This window comes from Geomonas sp. Red32, from assembly GCF_023652955.1.
Taxonomy (GTDB): domain Bacteria; phylum Desulfobacterota; class Desulfuromonadia; order Geobacterales; family Geobacteraceae; genus Geomonas.
This window is the reverse complement of sequence record NZ_JAKLOY010000003.1, coordinates 447,119-464,946: the sequence shown is the minus strand read 5'-3', so window position 1 is coordinate 464,946 and position 17,828 is coordinate 447,119. Positions and strand designations below refer to the sequence as shown.

The 17,828-nt window shown below is 62.8% G+C and carries 16 protein-coding genes; 2 read left to right on the top strand and 14 right to left on the bottom strand.

Annotation, left to right across the window (positions count from 1 at the left end):
- Positions 1 to 124: 124 nt before the first annotated feature.
- Positions 125 to 415, top strand: a complete 291-nt coding sequence (locus L4X63_RS11365) for an STAS domain-containing protein (protein ID WP_250678745.1) — start codon at positions 125 to 127, stop codon at positions 413 to 415.
- Positions 416 to 577: 162 nt separating this feature from the next.
- Here L4X63_RS11365 and L4X63_RS11360 read toward each other — a convergent pair whose 3' ends face one another.
- The 14 genes from L4X63_RS11360 to L4X63_RS11295 form a co-directional block, all read right to left on the bottom strand.
- Positions 578 to 1,717 carry an acyl-CoA dehydrogenase gene (locus L4X63_RS11360; RefSeq protein WP_250678744.1) on the bottom strand — a complete coding sequence of 380 codons (1,140 nt, stop codon included), beginning with the start codon at positions 1,715 to 1,717 and terminating at the stop codon, positions 578 to 580.
- 54 nt (positions 1,718 to 1,771) lie between these two features.
- On the bottom strand, positions 1,772 to 1,927 hold the full coding sequence (locus L4X63_RS24020; RefSeq protein WP_502799909.1) for a 3-hydroxyacyl-CoA dehydrogenase family protein: 156 nt from the start codon (positions 1,925 to 1,927) through the stop codon (positions 1,772 to 1,774).
- Positions 1,928 to 2,056: 129 nt separating this feature from the next.
- A complete protein-coding gene (locus L4X63_RS11350) occupies positions 2,057 to 3,232 on the bottom strand; it encodes a thiolase family protein (RefSeq protein WP_250678743.1) in 1,176 nt (391 codons plus the stop codon).
- Between the two features lie 230 nt (positions 3,233 to 3,462).
- On the bottom strand, positions 3,463 to 3,942 hold the full coding sequence (gene ribH, locus L4X63_RS11345; RefSeq protein WP_250678742.1) for a 6,7-dimethyl-8-ribityllumazine synthase: 480 nt from the start codon (positions 3,940 to 3,942) through the stop codon (positions 3,463 to 3,465).
- 150 nt (positions 3,943 to 4,092) lie between these two features.
- On the bottom strand, positions 4,093 to 5,298 hold the full coding sequence (locus L4X63_RS11340) for a bifunctional 3,4-dihydroxy-2-butanone-4-phosphate synthase/GTP cyclohydrolase II (protein ID WP_250678741.1): 1,206 nt from the start codon (positions 5,296 to 5,298) through the stop codon (positions 4,093 to 4,095).
- 140 nt (positions 5,299 to 5,438) lie between these two features.
- Positions 5,439 to 7,430 (bottom strand): (Fe-S)-binding protein, encoded by a 1,992-nt coding sequence (locus L4X63_RS11335; protein ID WP_250678740.1) that lies wholly within the window; start codon positions 7,428 to 7,430, stop codon positions 5,439 to 5,441.
- Positions 7,431 to 7,635: 205 nt separating this feature from the next.
- Positions 7,636 to 8,979: an electron transfer flavoprotein subunit alpha gene (locus L4X63_RS11330; protein WP_250678739.1), complete on the bottom strand. Its 1,344-nt coding sequence runs from the start codon at positions 8,977 to 8,979 to the stop codon at positions 7,636 to 7,638.
- Positions 8,980 to 8,990: 11 nt separating this feature from the next.
- The gene (locus L4X63_RS11325; RefSeq protein WP_250678738.1) at positions 8,991 to 9,803 is read right to left on the bottom strand and encodes an electron transfer flavoprotein subunit beta/FixA family protein; all 813 of its coding nucleotides are present in this window, start codon (positions 9,801 to 9,803) and stop codon (positions 8,991 to 8,993) included.
- A gap of 83 nt (positions 9,804 to 9,886) precedes the next feature.
- Positions 9,887 to 10,765: a succinate--CoA ligase subunit alpha gene (sucD, locus tag L4X63_RS11320; protein ID WP_250678737.1), complete on the bottom strand. Its 879-nt coding sequence runs from the start codon at positions 10,763 to 10,765 to the stop codon at positions 9,887 to 9,889.
- Entirely contained in the window at positions 10,762 to 11,949 is a 1,188-nt protein-coding gene (sucC, locus tag L4X63_RS11315) for an ADP-forming succinate--CoA ligase subunit beta (RefSeq protein ID WP_250678736.1), read from the bottom strand. The genes sucD and sucC overlap by 4 nt, the downstream gene beginning before the upstream one ends.
- Before the next feature lie 195 nt (positions 11,950 to 12,144).
- Positions 12,145 to 13,053 carry an electron transfer flavoprotein subunit alpha/FixB family protein gene (locus tag L4X63_RS11310; RefSeq protein WP_250678735.1) on the bottom strand — a complete coding sequence of 303 codons (909 nt, stop codon included), beginning with the start codon at positions 13,051 to 13,053 and terminating at the stop codon, positions 12,145 to 12,147.
- Positions 13,054 to 13,062: 9 nt separating this feature from the next.
- Positions 13,063 to 13,839, bottom strand: a complete 777-nt coding sequence (locus L4X63_RS11305) for an electron transfer flavoprotein subunit beta/FixA family protein (protein ID WP_250678734.1) — start codon at positions 13,837 to 13,839, stop codon at positions 13,063 to 13,065.
- 135 nt (positions 13,840 to 13,974) lie between these two features.
- Positions 13,975 to 14,751, bottom strand: coding sequence for a helix-turn-helix domain-containing protein (locus L4X63_RS11300; protein ID WP_250678733.1), 777 nt, complete (start codon positions 14,749 to 14,751; stop codon positions 13,975 to 13,977).
- Between the two features lie 29 nt (positions 14,752 to 14,780).
- Entirely contained in the window at positions 14,781 to 16,772 is a 1,992-nt protein-coding gene (locus L4X63_RS11295) for a heterodisulfide reductase-related iron-sulfur binding cluster (protein WP_250678732.1), read from the bottom strand.
- Between the two features lie 584 nt (positions 16,773 to 17,356).
- On the opposite strand from L4X63_RS11295, the gene L4X63_RS11290 reads away from it, so the two are divergent.
- Entirely contained in the window at positions 17,357 to 17,749 is a 393-nt protein-coding gene (locus L4X63_RS11290) for a class I SAM-dependent methyltransferase (protein ID WP_250678731.1), read from the top strand.
- The last annotated feature ends 79 nt before the right edge of the window (positions 17,750 to 17,828 follow it).

Here is a 17,828-nt window from a genome sequence, read left to right as displayed (position 1 = left end):
GCCTCCGTGCTGCCGGTTTATTTTCTCGTTCCCACTCACGACGGGAGCGGAACTTGAACACCCCGGGGAAGGTTGAGACCACCAGGCCGGAGGCAAGCCATCTGCGGCCCGCAAGGAGAAAGACATGAGAGAGGAATCAAGCCGCTACTACCTGGAAGGCGAATGGACCATCGACCATGTTTTCGAGCAGGCGACGGCGCTCAAGCGGCACCCGATCTTCACCGTTTCGGAGGAGTGCCTGCCGTACCCTACCTTCTCGGTACTCGACCTCAAAGGGGTGACCGAAATCGACGACGCCGGCTGCCAGTTGCTCACCGTCTGGCTCTCCTGTCTGGAAAAGCTCGGCGTTAAGCCTGCCCTCGAGAACGCTTCGCAGCCGGTGCGGGATGCCCTGCAGCGGATGGGGTTGGAATGACAAAGGGTGGCGGCTGACTTGCCGAACGGCAATTCGACCTTCATGACCGCTTCATCGAAAGCGGGCCGGATCTCAATATCGGTCCAAGATGGTGTGCGTACAAAGTGAAAGGGTGGAGAGCCGGTCTCCACCCTTTCTGTTTAACAGCATGTATGGCGGGAGCTAGGACAGGAGCATCTTGGAGATGACGACGCGCTGGATTTCGTTGGTCCCTTCGTAAATCTCGGTGATCTTGGCGTCGCGGTACATGCGCTCGACTTCGTAGTCGGCGATGAAGCCGTAGCCGCCGTGGATCTGGATAGCTTCCCTGGCCACGAAGGTGGCGGCCTCGGAGGCGAGCATCTTGGACATGGCGGATTCCATGGTGTAGTTCTTCTTCTGGTCTTTCAGGCAGGCGGCCTTGTAGGTCACCAGGCGGCTGGTCTCGATCTTGGACCACATGTCGGCGAGCTTGAACTGGATGGACTGCAGGTCGCAGATCGGGTGGCCGAACTGCTTTCTCTCTTTCGAGTAGGCGAGCGCACGCTCGAAGGCGCCGCCTGCTATGCCGAGCGCCTGGGAGGCGATACCGATCCGGCCGCCGTTCAAGGTATCCATAGCGATCTTGAAGCCATGCCCTTCTTCGCCCAAGAGGTTCTCCACCGGGATGCGGACCTCGTCGAGGGCAAACGCGGTGGTGTAGCTCCCCCTGATGCCGAGCTTCTTCTCGTTCTTCAGGATCTCTACGCCGGGGCTCTCGAGGTCGATGATGAAGGCGGAGACCCCTTTGTGCTTCTGGCTCTTGTCGCGGGTGGCGAACAGCACGCCGGTCCCGCGGTAGCCGCCGTTGGTGATGAAGATCTTGGAGCCGGTGACGACGAAATGGTCGCCTTCGCGGCGATAGGTGGTGGCGGTGGCGCCCGCGTCGGAGCCTGCGTCGGGCTCGGTGAGGAGGAAGCAGCCGATCTTGCGGCCGGTGTTGAGGTCCGGGAGCCACTTTTTCTTCTGGTCAGCGTTGCCGAAGGTGTAGATAGGGCCGCAGGCCAGCGAGGTGTGGGCGGAGATCAGCACGCCGCTGGAGCCGCAGGCCTTGGAGACTTCTTCGACCACGATGGCATAGGAGAGCATGTCAAGACCGGCGCCCTCGTACTCCTCGGGGAGGTAGCTCCCGAGAAAGCCCATCTCGGCCATCTTCCTTACCAGCTCGTCGGGGATGGCGTGCTCCTCGTCGATCTGCATGGCGATCGGCTTGATCTCCTTGTTGACGAAATCCCTCACGCTGTCCTGCAACACTTTGTGGTCCTGACTCAGTTCGAAATTCATGATCCCCCCCCGTTTAATGACCTTATTTTGTGCCATGGTGGCTGATGGCAAATATCAGTAGGTGTAGAAACCGCGGCCGGATTTGCGGCCGAGGTGGCCAGCGTTGACCATCTTCACCAGCAGCGGACAGGGGCGGTGATCATCTTGTTCCCTCCTTAAAGGCCTCGCCCCATCCTCACCCTGGCCCTCGAATTTACTTTCCAGCTTCACCCTTGGGCTAAAATCCCCCCTGTCCCCCCTTCGCAAAGGGGGGGACCTGTGGCCTGCGGCGCAGGAACATCTCACTCCCCTGGGATCACGGGCGAGGGGGGAGAGGGTGAGAGTCTGGATGGGGGTGTCTTAAACCCGCTCGAAGATTACCGCTACGGCTTCGCCGCCGCCGATGCAGAGGGTGGCGAGGCCGAAACGCTCTTTGCGCCGGTGGAGCTCGCGCACGACGGTGGCGGCCAGGCGGCCGCCGCTGGCACCGATGGGATGTCCGATGGCGCAGGCTCCGCCGTTGACGTTCACCTTTTCCAGGGGAAGTTTCAGTTGTTTGATGGCGATGAGCGGGACGGTGGAGAAGGCTTCGTTGATCTCGAAGAGGTCGATCTCGCCCACGGAGAGGCCTGCTTTGCGGCAGACCTTTTCGATGGCCGCCACCGGTGCCTCCGGGAAGTGATCGGGATGGAGGCTCGCGGTGGCGGAAGCGAGGATGCGGCCGCGGGGGACGAGTCCATGCTTTTTCACTCCGGCCTCGCCGGCCAGAAGGGCCAGAGCGGCGCCGTCGTTGATGGAGGAGGCGTTTCCGGCGGTGATGGTGCCGTCCTTGCGGAAGGCGGGACGGAGCTGCGCCAGCTTGGCCGGATCGCCCTTCAGCGGCTCCTCGTCGAAGGAGACGATCTCCTCGCCCTTTTTCCCCTTTTTCACCACCGGTACTATCTCGCTGGAAAAGATGCTCTGGGAAAGGGCCTGGCGGGCCAGTTCATAGGAGCGGGCAGCGAAGGTGTCCTGGTCCTCGCGGGTGATACCTGTGCGGAGGGCGCTGTCTTCGCCGATCTCGCCCATGTGGCGGCCGGTGTAGGGGTCCTGGAGCCCGTCGTAGATCAGCAGGTCGAGCAGTTCGCCGTGCCCCATCCGGTAGCCGTTGCGCCCTTTCTTGAGGAGATAGGGGGCAAGGGTCATGTTCTCCATACCGCCGGCGACCACGATCTCGGATTCCCCGAGGCGGATGCTGTCGGCACCGAGCATGATGGCCTTCAATCCGCTGCCGCAGACTTTGTTGATGGTCAGGGCGGGGACGGAATCGGGGAGACCAGCAGCGCGCATCGCTTGGCGCGCGGGTGCCTGGCCGCAGCCGCCGGAGAGGACCTGGCCAACGATGACTTCGTCCACCGCTTCGGGGGCGAGGCCGGTTTTGGAAAGGAGGCCTTTCATGACGGTGGCTGCCAACTCCGGGGCCGGTACATCGGCCAGCATGCCGCCGAAGGAACCGAACGGGGTGCGTAAGGCGTCTACTACGAAGACTTCAGTCATTGCTTGATCCTCCGAGGGATAATGCTTGGTATTTACTATGAGGCCACGATCCCCATCCTCACCCTGGCCGTCCGCTTGCTTTCTATGCTCACCCTTGGGCTAAAATCCCCCCTGTCCCCCCTTCGCAAAGGGGGGAACCTGTGGCGGACAGTCCCCCTCCCCTTGAGAGAGGGGAGAAGGGGTGGGGGAAGTCGGCAAGGGACCTGTGGCCGGGGGCCTGGTCATGTCGATTAGGCGGCGAGGGAGTTGCAGAGGTTGGCCATTTCGATGGCGGTCATGGCGGCATCGAAACCTTTGTTGCCGGCTTTGGTACCGGAACGCTCGACGGCTTGCTCGATGGTGTCGGTGGTCAGCACGCCGAAGGCGACGGGGATGCCGGTGGAGAGGGAGACGTGGGCCACCCCCTTGGTGACTTCGGCGGAGACGTAGTCGAAATGGGGAGTGGAACCGCGGATTACGCATCCCAGGCAGATGATGGCATCCACCCCTCCCCTCTCCTGTAGTTTCTTGGCCGCCAGCGGGATCTCGAAGGCTCCCGGCACCCGAACCACGGTGATCCGCCCACGGTCGGCTCCGTGGCGGACCAAGGCGTCCAGGGCGCCTTCCAAAAGGCGCTCGGTCAGGAAGCTGTTGAAACGGCCCACGACTACGGCAAAGGTGAGGCCGGTGGCGTCCAGCTTTCCTTCGATGACTTGCGGCTCTTCTCTCATGGCCGGGGGCTCCTTAAGGGACTCATTAGTTTTGGTGGGGTAAGCGGGTGGTCTAAAGGGACTTTAGGGACCTCAGGGACCACAGGGACCACAGGGACTCAAGGGAACGAAAGGGCCCTTGGCAGTGGGAACCCGGGAACCTTTGCTGGGTCAGAGGTTCACCAACAGGTGACCGAGCTTTTCGCGCTTGGTCTTCAGGTAATGCAGGTTCGACGCGGAGGCGGGTGTCTCCAGGGGGACGCGCTCCACGATGTTGATGCCATAGCCCTGGAGGCCAACCATCTTTTTCGGGTTGTTGGTCATCAGGCGGATGTTCTTCACGCCGAGGTGAAGCAGCATCTGGGCTCCGATGCCGTAGTCGCGATGGTCGGCTTTGAAACCTAACGCTAAATTCGCTTCTACGGTGTCCTTTCCCTGGTCCTGCAGGGCATACGCTTTCAGCTTATTGACGAGACCGATACCGCGCCCTTCCTGCCGCATGTAGAGAATCACTCCACGGCCTTCTTGCTCGATCATGGCCATCGAGCGCTGAAGCTGATTGGCACAGTCGCAACGGCAGCTTCCGAAAACATCGCCGGTAAGACATTCGGAGTGGACGCGCACCAGTACCGGCTCATCGCCTGAAATGTCGCCTTTCACCAGGGCCAAGTGCTCCTGACGGTCGACGTCGTTTTCGAAAACCATGGTCCTGAATTCGCCCCCGTAGCTGGTCGGCAGGCGCACTTCGGCGGCCTTCCTGACGAGGGACTCGTGCTGGAGACGGTAGGCAACGAGATCGGCGACGGTGCAGATTTTGATGCCGTGTTCAAGGGCGAAACGCTGCAACTGCGGCATCCGGGACATGGTGCCGTCGTCGTTCATGATCTCGCAAATGACCCCGGCGGGCTTCATTCCGGCCAGCCGCGCCAGGTCGACGGAGCCTTCGGTCTGGCCGGTCCTTACCAGGACGCCTCCCTTGCGGGCGCGCAGGGGGAAGACATGTCCGGGGCGGGCGAGGTCGGCGGCGCAGGTATCGTCGGCGACTGCGGTCAGGATGGTGTGGGCGCGATCGGCGGCGGAGATGCCGGTGCTGACTCCGCGGCGGGCCTCGATGGATACGGTGAAGGCGGTGCCGAAGGAGGAGCTGTTGTCTTTGACCATGGGCGGGAGGTTAAGGCGGTCGCAGGTCTCTTCGGTGAGAGTCAGGCAGATCAGGCCGCGGCCCTGCTTGGCCATGAAGTTGATGGCTTCGGGGGTGATCATTTCGGCGGCCATGCAGAGATCGCCTTCGTTCTCGCGGTCTTCGTCATCGACCAGGATGACCATCTTTCCCTGGCGCAGGTCTTCCAGTACGTCTTCGATTTTGGCTAATGGCATCGGTTCTCTCCCTTATTTTCCCTCCACCCTGGAGGGGGAGGGTCAGGGTGGGGGGGAAGCCGGCTACGGAACTTCGTGGATGCGTCCCCCACCCCCTCGCCCCCTCCCTCCAAGGGAGGGGGGATGTCATACAGCAGAGTCTAGGGTCTCAGGCCTTCGGCTACTACTTCGGCCAACTCTTTTACCTGGGTGCCGGAGGCTTGGAGGTCTTTCAGGCCGTCTTCCATCATGGTCATGCAGTACGGGCAACTGACACAGATGGTGTCGGGCTTTTTGGCCAAGGCCTCTTTCACGCGGTTCAGGTTGATCCTTTCGCCCTCGGTCTCTTCCTGCCACATCCTCCCGCCGCCAGCTCCGCAGCAGAAGGACTCCTTGCCGTTGCGGTCGAACTCGGCCGGGCGGTCGCCGGTCGCCTGCTGGATCGCCTGGCGGGGCGCTTCGTACACCTCGTTATGCCGCCCCAGGTAGCAGGAATCGTGGAAGAGAAGCTTGCCGAGGCCGGCGACTTTCTTGTTGAGCTTCAACCGCCCGCTCTGGATCAGCTCGGCGATCAGCTCGGAGTGGTGCACCACCTGAAGCTCGATCCCGTACTGGCGGTAATCGTTCTTCAAGGTTGAGAAGCAATGCGGGCATTGGGTGACGACTTTGACCACGCCGCGCTCCTTGAAGAGGTGCACGTTCTCGCGGGCGATCTTGTCGAAGACGTACTCGTTGCCGAGCCTTCTCAGGCTGTCACCACAGCACTTCTCGTCTTTGCCGAGAATTCCCCAGGAGACACCAGCGGCGTTCAGGATCGTTGCCATGGCGACGGTGGCGTGCTTCTGCCGGGAATCGAAGGCTCCCGCACAGCCGACCCAGAAGAGGTAGTCGGTCTTGCCTGCCTCGAACGTCTCGACCTCCATGCCACTGTGCCACTTGGTCCGCTCGGTGGGGGCGATCCCCCACGGATTGCTCCTCCCCTCCATGTTCTCGAAAAGGGTCAGCAGTTCCTCGGGGAAGCTCGATTTCATCTGCACCAGTTGGCGGCGCATCTTGGCGATCTTCGGCATGTGCTCGATCAGCACCGGGCAGACGCTCATGCAGCTGCCGCAGGTGGTGCAGGACCAGACCGCGTCTTCGGAGGTGGTCCCCTCCCCTTCCGCCCCGATCAGCGGAACTTTGGGGGCGTCGCCGTGCCTGAGCGAGTGGCCGTTGGCGAGGAGGTTCACCTTGATGGCGTGGATCACCTGGCGCGGGTTGAGCGGCTTCCCGGTGCTGGCGGCGGGGCAGGAGGCCTGGCAGCGCCCGCATTCGGTGCAGGAGAAACCGTCCAGGAGATCCTTCCAGGTGAATTCGTCCACCTTGGCGACGCCGTAGCTCCCCCCTTTCACGAATTCCTCACGCGGCAGCATGGTGCGCCCGTTGGGGTCGGCCAGGAAGAGGTTGGGGATCGCGGTCAGGATGTGCATGTGCTTGCTTAAGGGAAGGAGGCAGAGGAAAAGAAGGAGCGCCACCGCGTGCAGCCACCAGCTCACATCGGCCAGGAGTGCGAGCTGAGCAGGGGTGAGGGAGCCCCCCAAGAGCGGGGCGATGAACGACGACACCGGCATGGCGGAGGCCGCTTCTTCCTTCCCGAGGGCGATGGCGGCGCTGTGCATCCCGAAGTAGGCGAGCATGAGCGAAGCGATCAGGGAGAGGATGACGAAGCCTTCGAAGCTTCTTGCCTTCACGTACGCGCTGCTCATCTGTTCGGGCGGGAAGAAGAGACGGCGGGCGGAGGCGAAGAGGACGGCAACCAGCGCCAGAAGCGAGGCGGCGTCGAACATGAAGAGGAGTCCGTGGTGGACTCCGGCGGGGAGGACGGCCAGCGAGAAGGAAGGGACGAGCGAGCTGGCGACGAACTCGGCGTTGGCCAACAGGAGCACCAGGAAGGACCAGAAAATCACCGCATGGTTGAAGCCGAAGGATTTGGAGACCACCTGCTTTTGGCCGATGGCGTGGGATAGGACCTGCCAGATGCGGCGGCCTAATCCTGCGGAGCGCTCGTCGGCCTGGCCGATGCCGACCAGGCTTAACCTGCGGTAGCAGGCGGTGCAAAAGACTATGCCGCTGATAAGCAGCATCCATCCGAAGATACTTGGGTTGGGCGACATAATGATTCCCTCGTCCGTTGGTGGTTAACTTCCTAGGTTTTACTGGTGCCTAAAGTCCCCCTTGTCAAAGGGGGACTTTAGGGGGATTTGCCTCTAGCCGGAACTTCAAATCCCCCCTGTCCCCCCCTTTGACAAGGGGGGGGACGAAGGGCCTTCGCAAAGGGGGGGACGATGTTGAAGCGGGGGTGGAGAAAATAGTTTCCAGCTAGGCGTTGATGCAGATTTTTCTCGCCGACTCGGGCTGGCCTTTTAATGTCCGCAGGCGCTCGATCAAGGCGGGGACCACCTGGAAGAGGTCACCGACGATGCCGTAGTGGGCTACCTCGAAGATCGGGGCGTCCTTGTCGCGGTTGATGGCGATGACCAAGTCGGAGTCCTGCATGCCGACCAGGTGCTGGATCGCGCCGGAGATCCCGCAGGCGATGTAGATCTTCGGGCGCACCGTCTTCCCGGTCTGGCCGACCTGCCGCTCGTGCGGCATCCACCCTGCGTCGACCGCGCTGCGCGAGGCGCCTACCACGCCTCCCAGCTCGTCGGCCAGTTCCTGGAGCAGGGCGAAATTCTCTTTGCCCATCATGCCGCGGCCGCCGGAGACGATGAACTCCGCACCCGCCACGTCGACGTGGTCCTTGTTCTTGTCGGAGATGATCTGCAAGACCTTGGTGAGGATCTCCTCCTCGGCAACCCGGCAGGTCACCGGTAGGATCGCACCGGCCCTCTCAGCCAGCCGCTCGGGCATCGGCATCACGTGGGGACGGACGGTCGCCATCTGGGGACGGAACTTGTCGCACATGATGGTCGCCATGATGTTGCCACCGAAGGCGGGACGGGTCTGCATGAGATTGCCCCGGTCGTCGATGCCGAGCGCGGTGCAGTCGGCGGTGAGGCCGGTGCCGACCACGGTGGCAACGGCTCCCGCCAGATCGCGCCCGAGGCCGGTGGCTCCCATCAGGATGATCTCCGGCTTGAAAAGATCGAGCAGCTGGTAGAGGGCCTTCAGGTAGGCCTGGGTCCGGTAGTGGCGGAAGACCGGCGCGTCAACGAGATAGGCCTGGTCGGCGCCGTAACGGAACGCCTCGTGGCAGAGCCCTTCGACCTTTTCACCGATCACCACGGCGGAGAGGGGAACCTTCAGGGTGTCGGCGAGTTCGCGCCCCTTCCCCATCAGCTCCCAGGAGACCTTGGCCACCTCCCCCTCGGTTTGCTCCACGAAGACCCAGACTCCCTTGTAGGCGGCGAGCTTTTCGGCCAGCGCCTTGGCCTCCGGGTCAAGCTCTTCCTCGACGGGGGTACCCTGCTGGGCGAGCTGATCGAGGATCGCCTGCTCTTCGGGGGTGAAGAACATCTCCAGCGCCTGGGCGGGGCAGACCTTCACGCACTTGACGCAGCCGATGCACTTCTCGGCCACCACGGTGGGCTCGCCGGCCTCCGACATCACCACCGCGTTGACCGGGCATGAGCTCTCGCAACGGGCTCCGCAGGCGATGCATTTTCCCTCGACGAGCCGGGCCTTTCCCCGCGGTTTCTTAATCTTGTTCTCTACGGTCATTGGTGTCCTCGCTAAATGGCCAGCAGATCCTTGCTCAAAAGCTTGTCGATCAGGAGATGGGCGGCGCCGGAGGGGTCTTTCAGCCCGTCGCCAATCACCTCGCCCTTGGCGCGCTCGGGGGAGAAGATCCTGCTCACCCAGGTGGGCGACCCCTTGAGCCCGATGGTGCCGACGTCCAGCTTCAGCACCTCGTTGTTCCAGAGCTCCACACGGGCATCTTCCGAGGCGAGCCGCATGGGAACGGTCGGGTAGCGCGGGTTGTTGAGCTCCCTCACCACGGTCAGCATCACCGGGAAGGGCGATTCCACCACCTCGTGCCTCCCCTCGAGCTTGCGGCGCACCCGGATCTTGCCGCGCAGGGTGTCGACGTTTTCCACCCGGTCGACCAGGGTGAGCTGGGTGTAGCCCAAGCGGGTGGCGATGCCGGGGCCGACCTGGGCGGTGTCGCCGTCGATGGTCTGCTTGCCGCAGAGGACCATCCCCACCTTCTCGTCCGCGTGGAGAAGCTGGATGGCGCGGGTCAGGACGTTGCTGGTGGCCAGGGTGTCCGCCCCGCCGAAGACCCGGTCGGAGAGGAGGATGGCCCGGTCGACACCCAGCGAGAGGGCCTTCCTGAGCGCCGCTTCCGCATTGGGAGGGCCCATCGAGATGGCGGCCACCCTGAAGCCGAAGCGATCCTTCAGCTGCAGGGCGGCCTCCAATGCATGGGTGTCGTAGGGATTCACGATGAAGGGAATCCCGTCCCGGACCAGGGTATTGGTGACCGGGTCGATCTGGACCTGGGTGGTGTCGGGTACCTGTTTGATGCAGACGACTATGAGCATGGCAAGATCCTTGTCATGGTTGCCCTGAGCCGCGTAGGCTCAGGGCGAATTTGCCTCAGGAGCGAGTTCGCGTCTGGGACGACTTAGCTTTTGGGGCGATAGACCTTCATGAGCGCCTCGGCCATCTCCGCCGGGGTGGCGGCTACCGAGATCCCGCATTCTTCCAGGACGGCGACCTTCTCCGCCGCGGTCCCCTTCCCTCCCGAGATGATCGCGCCCGCGTGTCCCATCCTTTTTCCCGGGGGAGCGGTGCGGCCGGCGATATAGGCAGCGACCGGCTTGGTCATGTTTTCTTTCACGAAGCGGGCGGCCTCCTCCTCGGCGTTGCCGCCGATCTCGCCGATCATGATGACCGCCTCGGTATCCGGGTCCTCCTCGAACATCTTGAGGCAGTCGAGGTGGCTCGTCCCGTTGACCGGGTCGCCGCCGATGCCGACGCAGGTGGATTGGCCGAGACCGAACCCGGTCAGCTGCCAGACCGCCTCGTAGGTGAGGGTGCCGGAGCGGGAAACGACACCGACCTTGCCGGGCTTATGGATGTAGCCGGGCATGATGCCGATCTTGCACTGTCCCGGTGTGATGACGCCCGGGCAGTTGGGACCGATCAGGCGGGTCTTTTTACCCTGCATGTACTGCTTCACCTTGACCATGTCGAGGACCGGAATCCCCTCGGTGATGCAGCAGACCAGCTCGATCCCCGCATCGACCGCCTCCATGATGGAGTCGGCGGCGAAAGGGGGCGGGACGTAGATGACCGAGGCGGTTGCGCCGGTCTTTTCAACTGCTTCGGAGACGGTATCGAAGACGGGGAAGCCGTCGATGGTGGTGCCCCCCTTGCCCGGGGTGACCCCGCCGACCATCTGGGTGCCGTACTCGCGGGCGCCCTTGGCGTGGAAGAGGCCGGTAGCCCCGGTGATCCCCTGGGTGATTACCTTGGTGCTGGCGTTGACGAATATGCTCATTCTCCCCTCTCCCTTCTGGCGGCCGAAGCCACGGCGTTGACGATCTTGCGGGCCCCGTCTGCCATGCCGTCGGCGGCGACGATATTGAGGCCGCTTTCGGCCAGAAGCTTCTTGCCCAGATCGACGTTGGTCCCCTCCAGGCGGACCACCAGCGGCACCTTGAGCGATACCTGGTGCGCCGCCTCGATGACCCCGGTGGCGATGACGTCGCACTTCATGATCCCGCCGAAGATGTTGACAAAGATGCCCTTGACGTTAACGTCCGAAAGTATGATTTTGAAAGCTTCGGTGACCCGTTCAGCGGTAGCCCCGCCGCCGACGTCCAGGAAGTTGGCCGGGTCGCCGCCGTAGTGCTTGATGATGTCCATGGTCGCCATGGCGAGACCGGCGCCGTTGACCAGGCAGCCGATGTTGCCGGCGAGCGAGATGTAGGAGAGGTCGTGCTGGGAGGCTTCCACCTCGTTGGCGTCCTCCTCGTCGAAGTCCCGCATGTCGGCAATCTGCAGGTGCCGGAACATGGCGTTGTCGTCGAAGCCGAACTTGGCATCCAGCGCCAGGAGCTCCTCTTCCTTGGTCACCACCAGCGGGTTGATCTCCAGAAGGGAGCAGTCGCAGGCAATGAAGGTCGTGTAGAGCGACTGGAAGAGCTTGACCGCCTTAGTGAGGAGCCTGCCGGTGAGCCCCAGGCTGAAGGCGAGCTTACGGCACTGGAACGGAGTGAGCCCGGCCAGCGGATCGACCGTCTCCATGAAGATCTTCTCCGGGGTGTTGGCGGCCACCTCTTCGATGTCCATCCCCCCCTCGGTGGAGGCCATCACGGTCACCTTGGAGGTGGCGCGGTCGACCAGCAGGCTCACGTAGAGCTCGCGGCCGATGTTGCAGCCGTTTTCGACCAGCACCCGGGTGACGACCTTCCCCTCGGGACCGGTCTGGTGGGTCCTGAGCGTCATCCCCAGCATGTCGCGGGCGATCAGCCGGACCTCTTCGGAGGTCCTGGCAAGCTTGACGCCGCCACCCTTGCCGCGGCCGCCAGCGTGGATCTGGGCCTTGACGACCCAAGGGCCGTCGCTCAGGCGTTTGGCCCATTCGCGGGCGCTGGCACCGTTGTAACAGACGTGCCCATCGGGAACCGGCACGCCGAATTTGCGTAGAATTGCCTTCGCTTGATACTCATGAATGTTCACGGCAGTCTCCAGACAGAGATAGAGTGTATGCCCCCGCTCAAGACGAGCGGGGAGCAGGAGCCAGGATTGCCCTCCGCGTTGGAAAGGAAATCTGGGCCTTCAGCAGCCTTCCGAACCGAGGCTCCCCCTCCCCTGGAGGGAGGGGTCTAGGGGGTGGGGGAACCAGGCATGGGAAGCGGTTGTTACTGCGACTTGTTACGTGAGCTTAGCGGTCAGTGCGGGAACGAACTGCATCAGGTCGGCGACCACCAGCACGTCGGCCACCTCCCCGATCGGGGCGTCCTTGTCCTTGTTGATGGCGAGGATGAAGTCGGACTTCTTCATGCCGGCCAGGTGCTGGATTGCACCGGAGATGCCACAGGCGACGTAGAGCTTGGGGGAGACCGTCTGGCCGGTGGTGCCGACCTGATGGTCGTGGGTGACCCACTCGGCGTCGACCACCGGGCGGCTGGCGCCCAATTCGCCACCGAGGGCCTTGGCCAACGCGGCGATGACGGAGACGTTGTCCTTCTTGCCGATGCCGCGGCCAGCGCTGACGATAACCTCGGCCTTGGCGAGATCGACCGCCTTATCCTCGGCCGGCTCGTAACCAAGAAATTCGATGGCGCTGGAGGCGGAGACGGCCAGCTTCTCGACCTGCGGGGAGCCGCCCGGCTGTACCGGCTGGAAAGCGCCGGCCTGGATGGTGATGACCGCCTGGGCGGTGGCGGGCTTGATGAGCCGCCTCATCTTGCCGTTGCAGGCGCCGACTTCATAGCCGCCGTCCTTGACGGCGACAACCTCGGAGACCTGGGCGGCCTTCAGCGCTGCGGCGACGCGGGGGGCGAGGTCCCAGCCGTAGGAGGAGTGGATGAAGACGATGCAGTCGGGGTTCTCCTTCTTGACCGCATCGAGGACCAGCTGCTTGTGCAGGTCGGGATTGAATTCCCCCGCCTCGGAGGCCGGGGCGAGGTAGAGCTTCCCGCCGTAGGCCGGCAGGGCGCTATCGCTTCCCACCAGGAAGAGCGCGGCTTCCGCGCCGAGCTGTCCCGCGAAGCCCAAGAGCTCGTAGGTGGAGTCGAGCAGTTTGCCGTCCCTGTATTCGCCGATAAGTAAGGTTTTCATGGTCGCCTCCTAGCGCAGCACCGCGGTTTTTTCTTTGAGGAGAGAGATGACGCGGGTTACCTGGTCCGCGATCTCACCTTCGATGACGATCCCGCCCCCCTTCTTGGCCGGGGAATGGAAGCTGGCCGTCACGGCCAGGGATTCGACCGTGAGGAGATCGGCCACCGGAATGGCGGCAATTTCCTTCTTCTTCGCCTTCATGATGTTGGGAAGGGTCGGATAGCGCGGGGTGTTGAGGCCGAGCTGGCAGGTCACCAGCGCCGGGGTCTTCATCCTCACCACGCCCTTCACGCCCCCTTCCAGCTCACGCTTGGCGGTGACGGTGCCGTTATCGTAGGCAAAGCCGACCAGGGTGGTGGCGCAGGGGATGCCCAAGTGCTCGGCCACGGTGACGCCGACCTGGGCGGAGCCGCGGTCCTGGGACTGCATCCCGGTGAAGATCAGATCGAAGCCCTGGTCCTTGGCGTAGGCGGCGATGATGGAGGCGATCTGCCAGGGATCCTTCAGGTGGACGGCGGGGTCCTGGACGTGGACGGCGCGGTCGCACCCCATGGCGAGCGACTTCTTGATGGCCTCGACCACCCGGTCCGGCCCGATGGAGAGCACGGTGACCTCCGGCGCGTCGCCCAGCTGCTCCTTGAGGCGTACCGCCTGCTCGACGGCGTACTCGTCGTACTCGTTCATCCGGAACGCCAGGTCGGTCTCCGCGAACCATACCCCGGCGGCGTCGGGCTTGAAGCGGGACTCCATGTCCGGAACCTGTTTGATGCAGACTAAGATCTTCATGTGGTACCTCCCCTTGGTCCTGTTGAACGGCTGTGCGTGAAAATGTGTCTAGCGGTGAAGTCCGTGCCGCCGGCGGCTGCGCAACCTATGCTCTCCCTGAATTCCTGAATTCCCGGGATTTCAGGCCACTGCCGGCTACGGCATCCCCGCGCTGTAAGTTGCTTTTTCCGAAAGAGAGCGCTTGGCGGCCCGCTGCGGCGCCAGGTGGACGACTGCCGGCTGCGACCTCCGCCTTTTTGGCTCCGACTGCTCCTCCCTGAGCTCGCGGACCGCCTCCCGCAGTGCCGGAACGATCTCTTCGGCGATCCGCTGGTGGGACATCCGGAAGCTCGGGGCGACCACCATGAGGGAGCTGAAGCCGTCGTCTCCCACGGGGGCCACGTCGAGCGCCACCGTGGTCACTTCCCGGTCCACCGCACCGACGGTGATCCGCACCCCCTCCATCCCCTTCCCCGCCGGCACGGTTTCGCCGTTAGCGCGCTCGAAGAAGACCGAGCCGACCAAGGAGCGGACCCGCACCTTCTGGTTGCAATCGGCCATGTACATGAGGGTGGTCCGGGAGGCGCACCGGTGGGCGAAGTAGACCGATTCGTCGAGGATGCTCGCCACCTTCTTCAGGGCGGGATCGGCCGCATCCCCCACGTTTCCCCTCCAGAGCACCTTGCGGGCCGCCACCGAGGCGGAGCTTCCCAGCGAGTAAACCCCGTAGAGGTCCTTGTCCAGGATCCCCTGCTTCTCGAAGGTGCTCAAGAGGCGGAAGGTCTTGTTCTTGCTAATGCCGCTGGCCATGATCAGCTCGGTGAGGGTCATCCCCCTCCGGGACTCGAACAGCAGGGTGAGCAGGGACCAGGACTCCTCGATCGACTTCACCCCGTAGCAGCTTTTCGTCTTCGTTTTCGGTTCCGCGGCCATCGAGGCCCCCCTACTTCTTAAGGCTTTAGTCAGTGCGACTCAGCCAGCCGCCCGGCGACTACTTCCGCCAGGTCCTTGACCACCAGGTGCCCTTCGGCTCCGCCGGTCTTGATGCCGTCTTCGAACATGGTGAGGCAGAACGGGCAGTTGGAGATAAGAAGCGGCGCCCCGGTTTCCTGGGCCATCTGCACCCTGGCCACGTTGATGCGGCTTCCCAGTTTCTCTTCGGCCAGGATGCGCCCCCCGCCGGCTCCGCAGCAGAAGCTCTCCAGCCCCTTCTTCTCCATCTCCGAGAGCTCTCCCCCCGCCTTGGCGAGGATGGTGCGGGGCTCTTCGAAGATGTCCATGTAGCGCCCGAGGTAGCAGGAGTCGTGGTAGGTGAAGTGGAACGGCTCCGGCTTTAATTTCAGCTTCCCGCTCTCCATCAGGGCCGCGAGGTAGGTGGTGTAATGCTCCACCGGGATATCGAGGCCAAGATCGCGGTAGTCGCGGGCCAGCGTGTTGAAGCAGTGCGGGCAGGTGGTAACGATCTTCTTCACGCCGTAGGCCTTGATGAGCTCGATATTCTCGGCGGCGGTGGTCTGGTAGAGGTACTCGTTGCCGAGCTTTCTGGCCGGTTCGCCGCAGCACTTCTCTTCCTTGCCGAGGATGCCGACCTTGATCCCCGCCGCGTCGCAGATGGTGACGAAGCTCTTGGCGATCTCCTGGTTGCGCTTGTCGAAGGAGGCGTAGCAGCCGACGAAGTAGAGGACGTCGGCCTCGCCTCCCGTTTCCATCACGGTCACCGGAAGCCCTTGCGCCCAGTCGCCGCGGGCCGCGTAGGCGAGGCCGAAGGGGTTGCCGTTTACCTCGATGTTGCCCACTGCGGTGCGGACCTCGTCGCCCGGGAAGGATCCCTCCATCAGTGTCAGGTTTCTTCTCATCTCAAGGATCTTGTTCACATGCTCGACGCCTGCGGGGCAGATCTCCTGGCAGGCCCGGCAGGTGGTGCAGGACCAAAGGGTATCTTCGCCGATGGCTTCGCAGAGGCTTTTCTCCGGCTCGTCCTGGGCGATCTCCCCCACCTTCTTGACGAGCTTCATCGGGGAGAGCGGCTTATCGGTGTTATGGGCCGGGCAGCGGTCCTGGCAGCGCTGGCAGCTCGTACAGGCGTCGGCGTCGAAGATGTCTTTCCAGGCGAGATCGGTCACCTTGGCCGCACCGAACTGTTCGAGCGTCTCGTCCTCCAGGTTGATGGTGGCCAGCGCCCCCTTGGGCCCCAGGTCGGCAAAGAGGTAGTTGGCCGAGGTGGTGATCAGGTGCCTGAGCTTGGTGAAGGGGATCGCGGCGATGAATCCCATGGCGAGGAAGAAATGCACCCACCAAAGCCCCTTGTGAATCCGGGAGAGCGACTCGGGCGGCAGGGAGGCGAAGAACCCGGCCACCCATTTTCCCACCGGCGAGAAACGCGCGAGATCGGGATTCTGCACGATCTCGGTGGCCGCCATCCTCACCCCTTCGGCCACGAATCCGGTGACGATGATGGCCATCAGCAGAGCGTGAACCACGTAGTCGTCGCGGATCGACTCGATCTCCTTCGCCTTGACGAAGAAGCGGCGCACCAAAAGAAGCCCCAGCATCACGGCAGCGATCAGCCCCGCAGCGTCGAGGACCAGGGAGTATCCCTGGTAGAACATCCCCTTGAGTATGGTGATTCCAAAGAGCGGGTGGAGAAAGTCGGCCTGGACCATCACCAGCAAGGTGCCGATGAAGAGCAGCGCGAAGCTCCAGAAGAAAAGTGCGTGCAGGCTCCCCGGATCGAGCACCCTCAGCACCTTGGACTGCGACAGCACGCGCCCGGCTAGAAGCTTTATGCGGCGCGGCAACTGGTCCAGCCGGTCAAGCGGCTTGCCCAGCCGGTATACCGGAAGCCGGCGATAAACCCCGTAGCCGAAGATGGCGAAGGCTACGATGGCGAAGAAATACATAGGAAGGACGACCCCATGCCCGACGTTCCAGTAAATCTCTCTTGTTGCTTCCATGGACCACCTCGTCCTAGAACTGCTTTATAAAGCTATTTGACGTTAACGTCAATCGAAAATGTAGATTTTTTTTGTTTGCGCTCCCCCTCCCCCCTTCTCGATCGGGGAGGGGAATGGCAGGTTTTTAGCCATGTTCGGGAACTTCGTTCCCTTTCGACACCTGCCTGGTCAGAGGTCACCGGGAAATCGGTTCGTGACAGCGGTGGCTTCAGCATGCTCGTGGGGAGCCAATACCGGTTTTGGATCCCCGATTATTTTTGTAACCGTTTTATACTTCTCCTTAACGTCGATGTCAAGTATGAAATTTCTTCTCTCCCCTTCTTTTTTTTCTTCAATCGGAGCCTTTGTTGTAAAAACGCCTGCTATCGCAGGCTGCTTCGGTGGACAACCTTCGCCTACCGACTCCTACGGGGCGGGGATCGGGATCAAGCTTCCGAGCGGCGTCTCGGTGGATCTGGCCGCCGGTTACCTGATCAACAAGTCGTTCACCATTAAGGACAACGGGAGCACCAACCTGAACTCCACCGATTTCACCAAGCCGGTGTACAACCCCTATTTGGGTCCGGCGGGTGGAGGAATCCCGGATGCTGCGGCCGGAGCCAGCTTTCATCATCTGGGAGGGGGTCTCCTATTATCTTCGGGAGGAGGCGGTCCGCTATACCCTGAAGGCCCTCAAGCGTCTCTTCGCCGTGGGCAGCCGACTCATCTTCGACTGTGTCCCTCCCGCCAAGGCCAACGGGCACATACCGAGCCGGGAGCTGATGCTCACGGCGAAATACGTGGCGAAAAAAGGGGAGCCGCTTCTGTGGGGTGGGACCGACACCCAGATCAGGGAGATGCTTTCGGGAAAAGGTTATGGCGACCCCGACGTCTGGTCGCTGTCGCAGGTGGCGGCGAGGCTCCGCTCGCACGAGGGGGTGGGTATCGCACCGGAGAGGATCTACGACGAGTTCTACCTGGTGGAAGCGGAGATTTAAATGAAACACTGAAGCTGGTTCCCTCCCCACTTGAGGGGGAGGGACAGGGTGGGGGGGAAGGCCGGCTTCGGCACTCCGT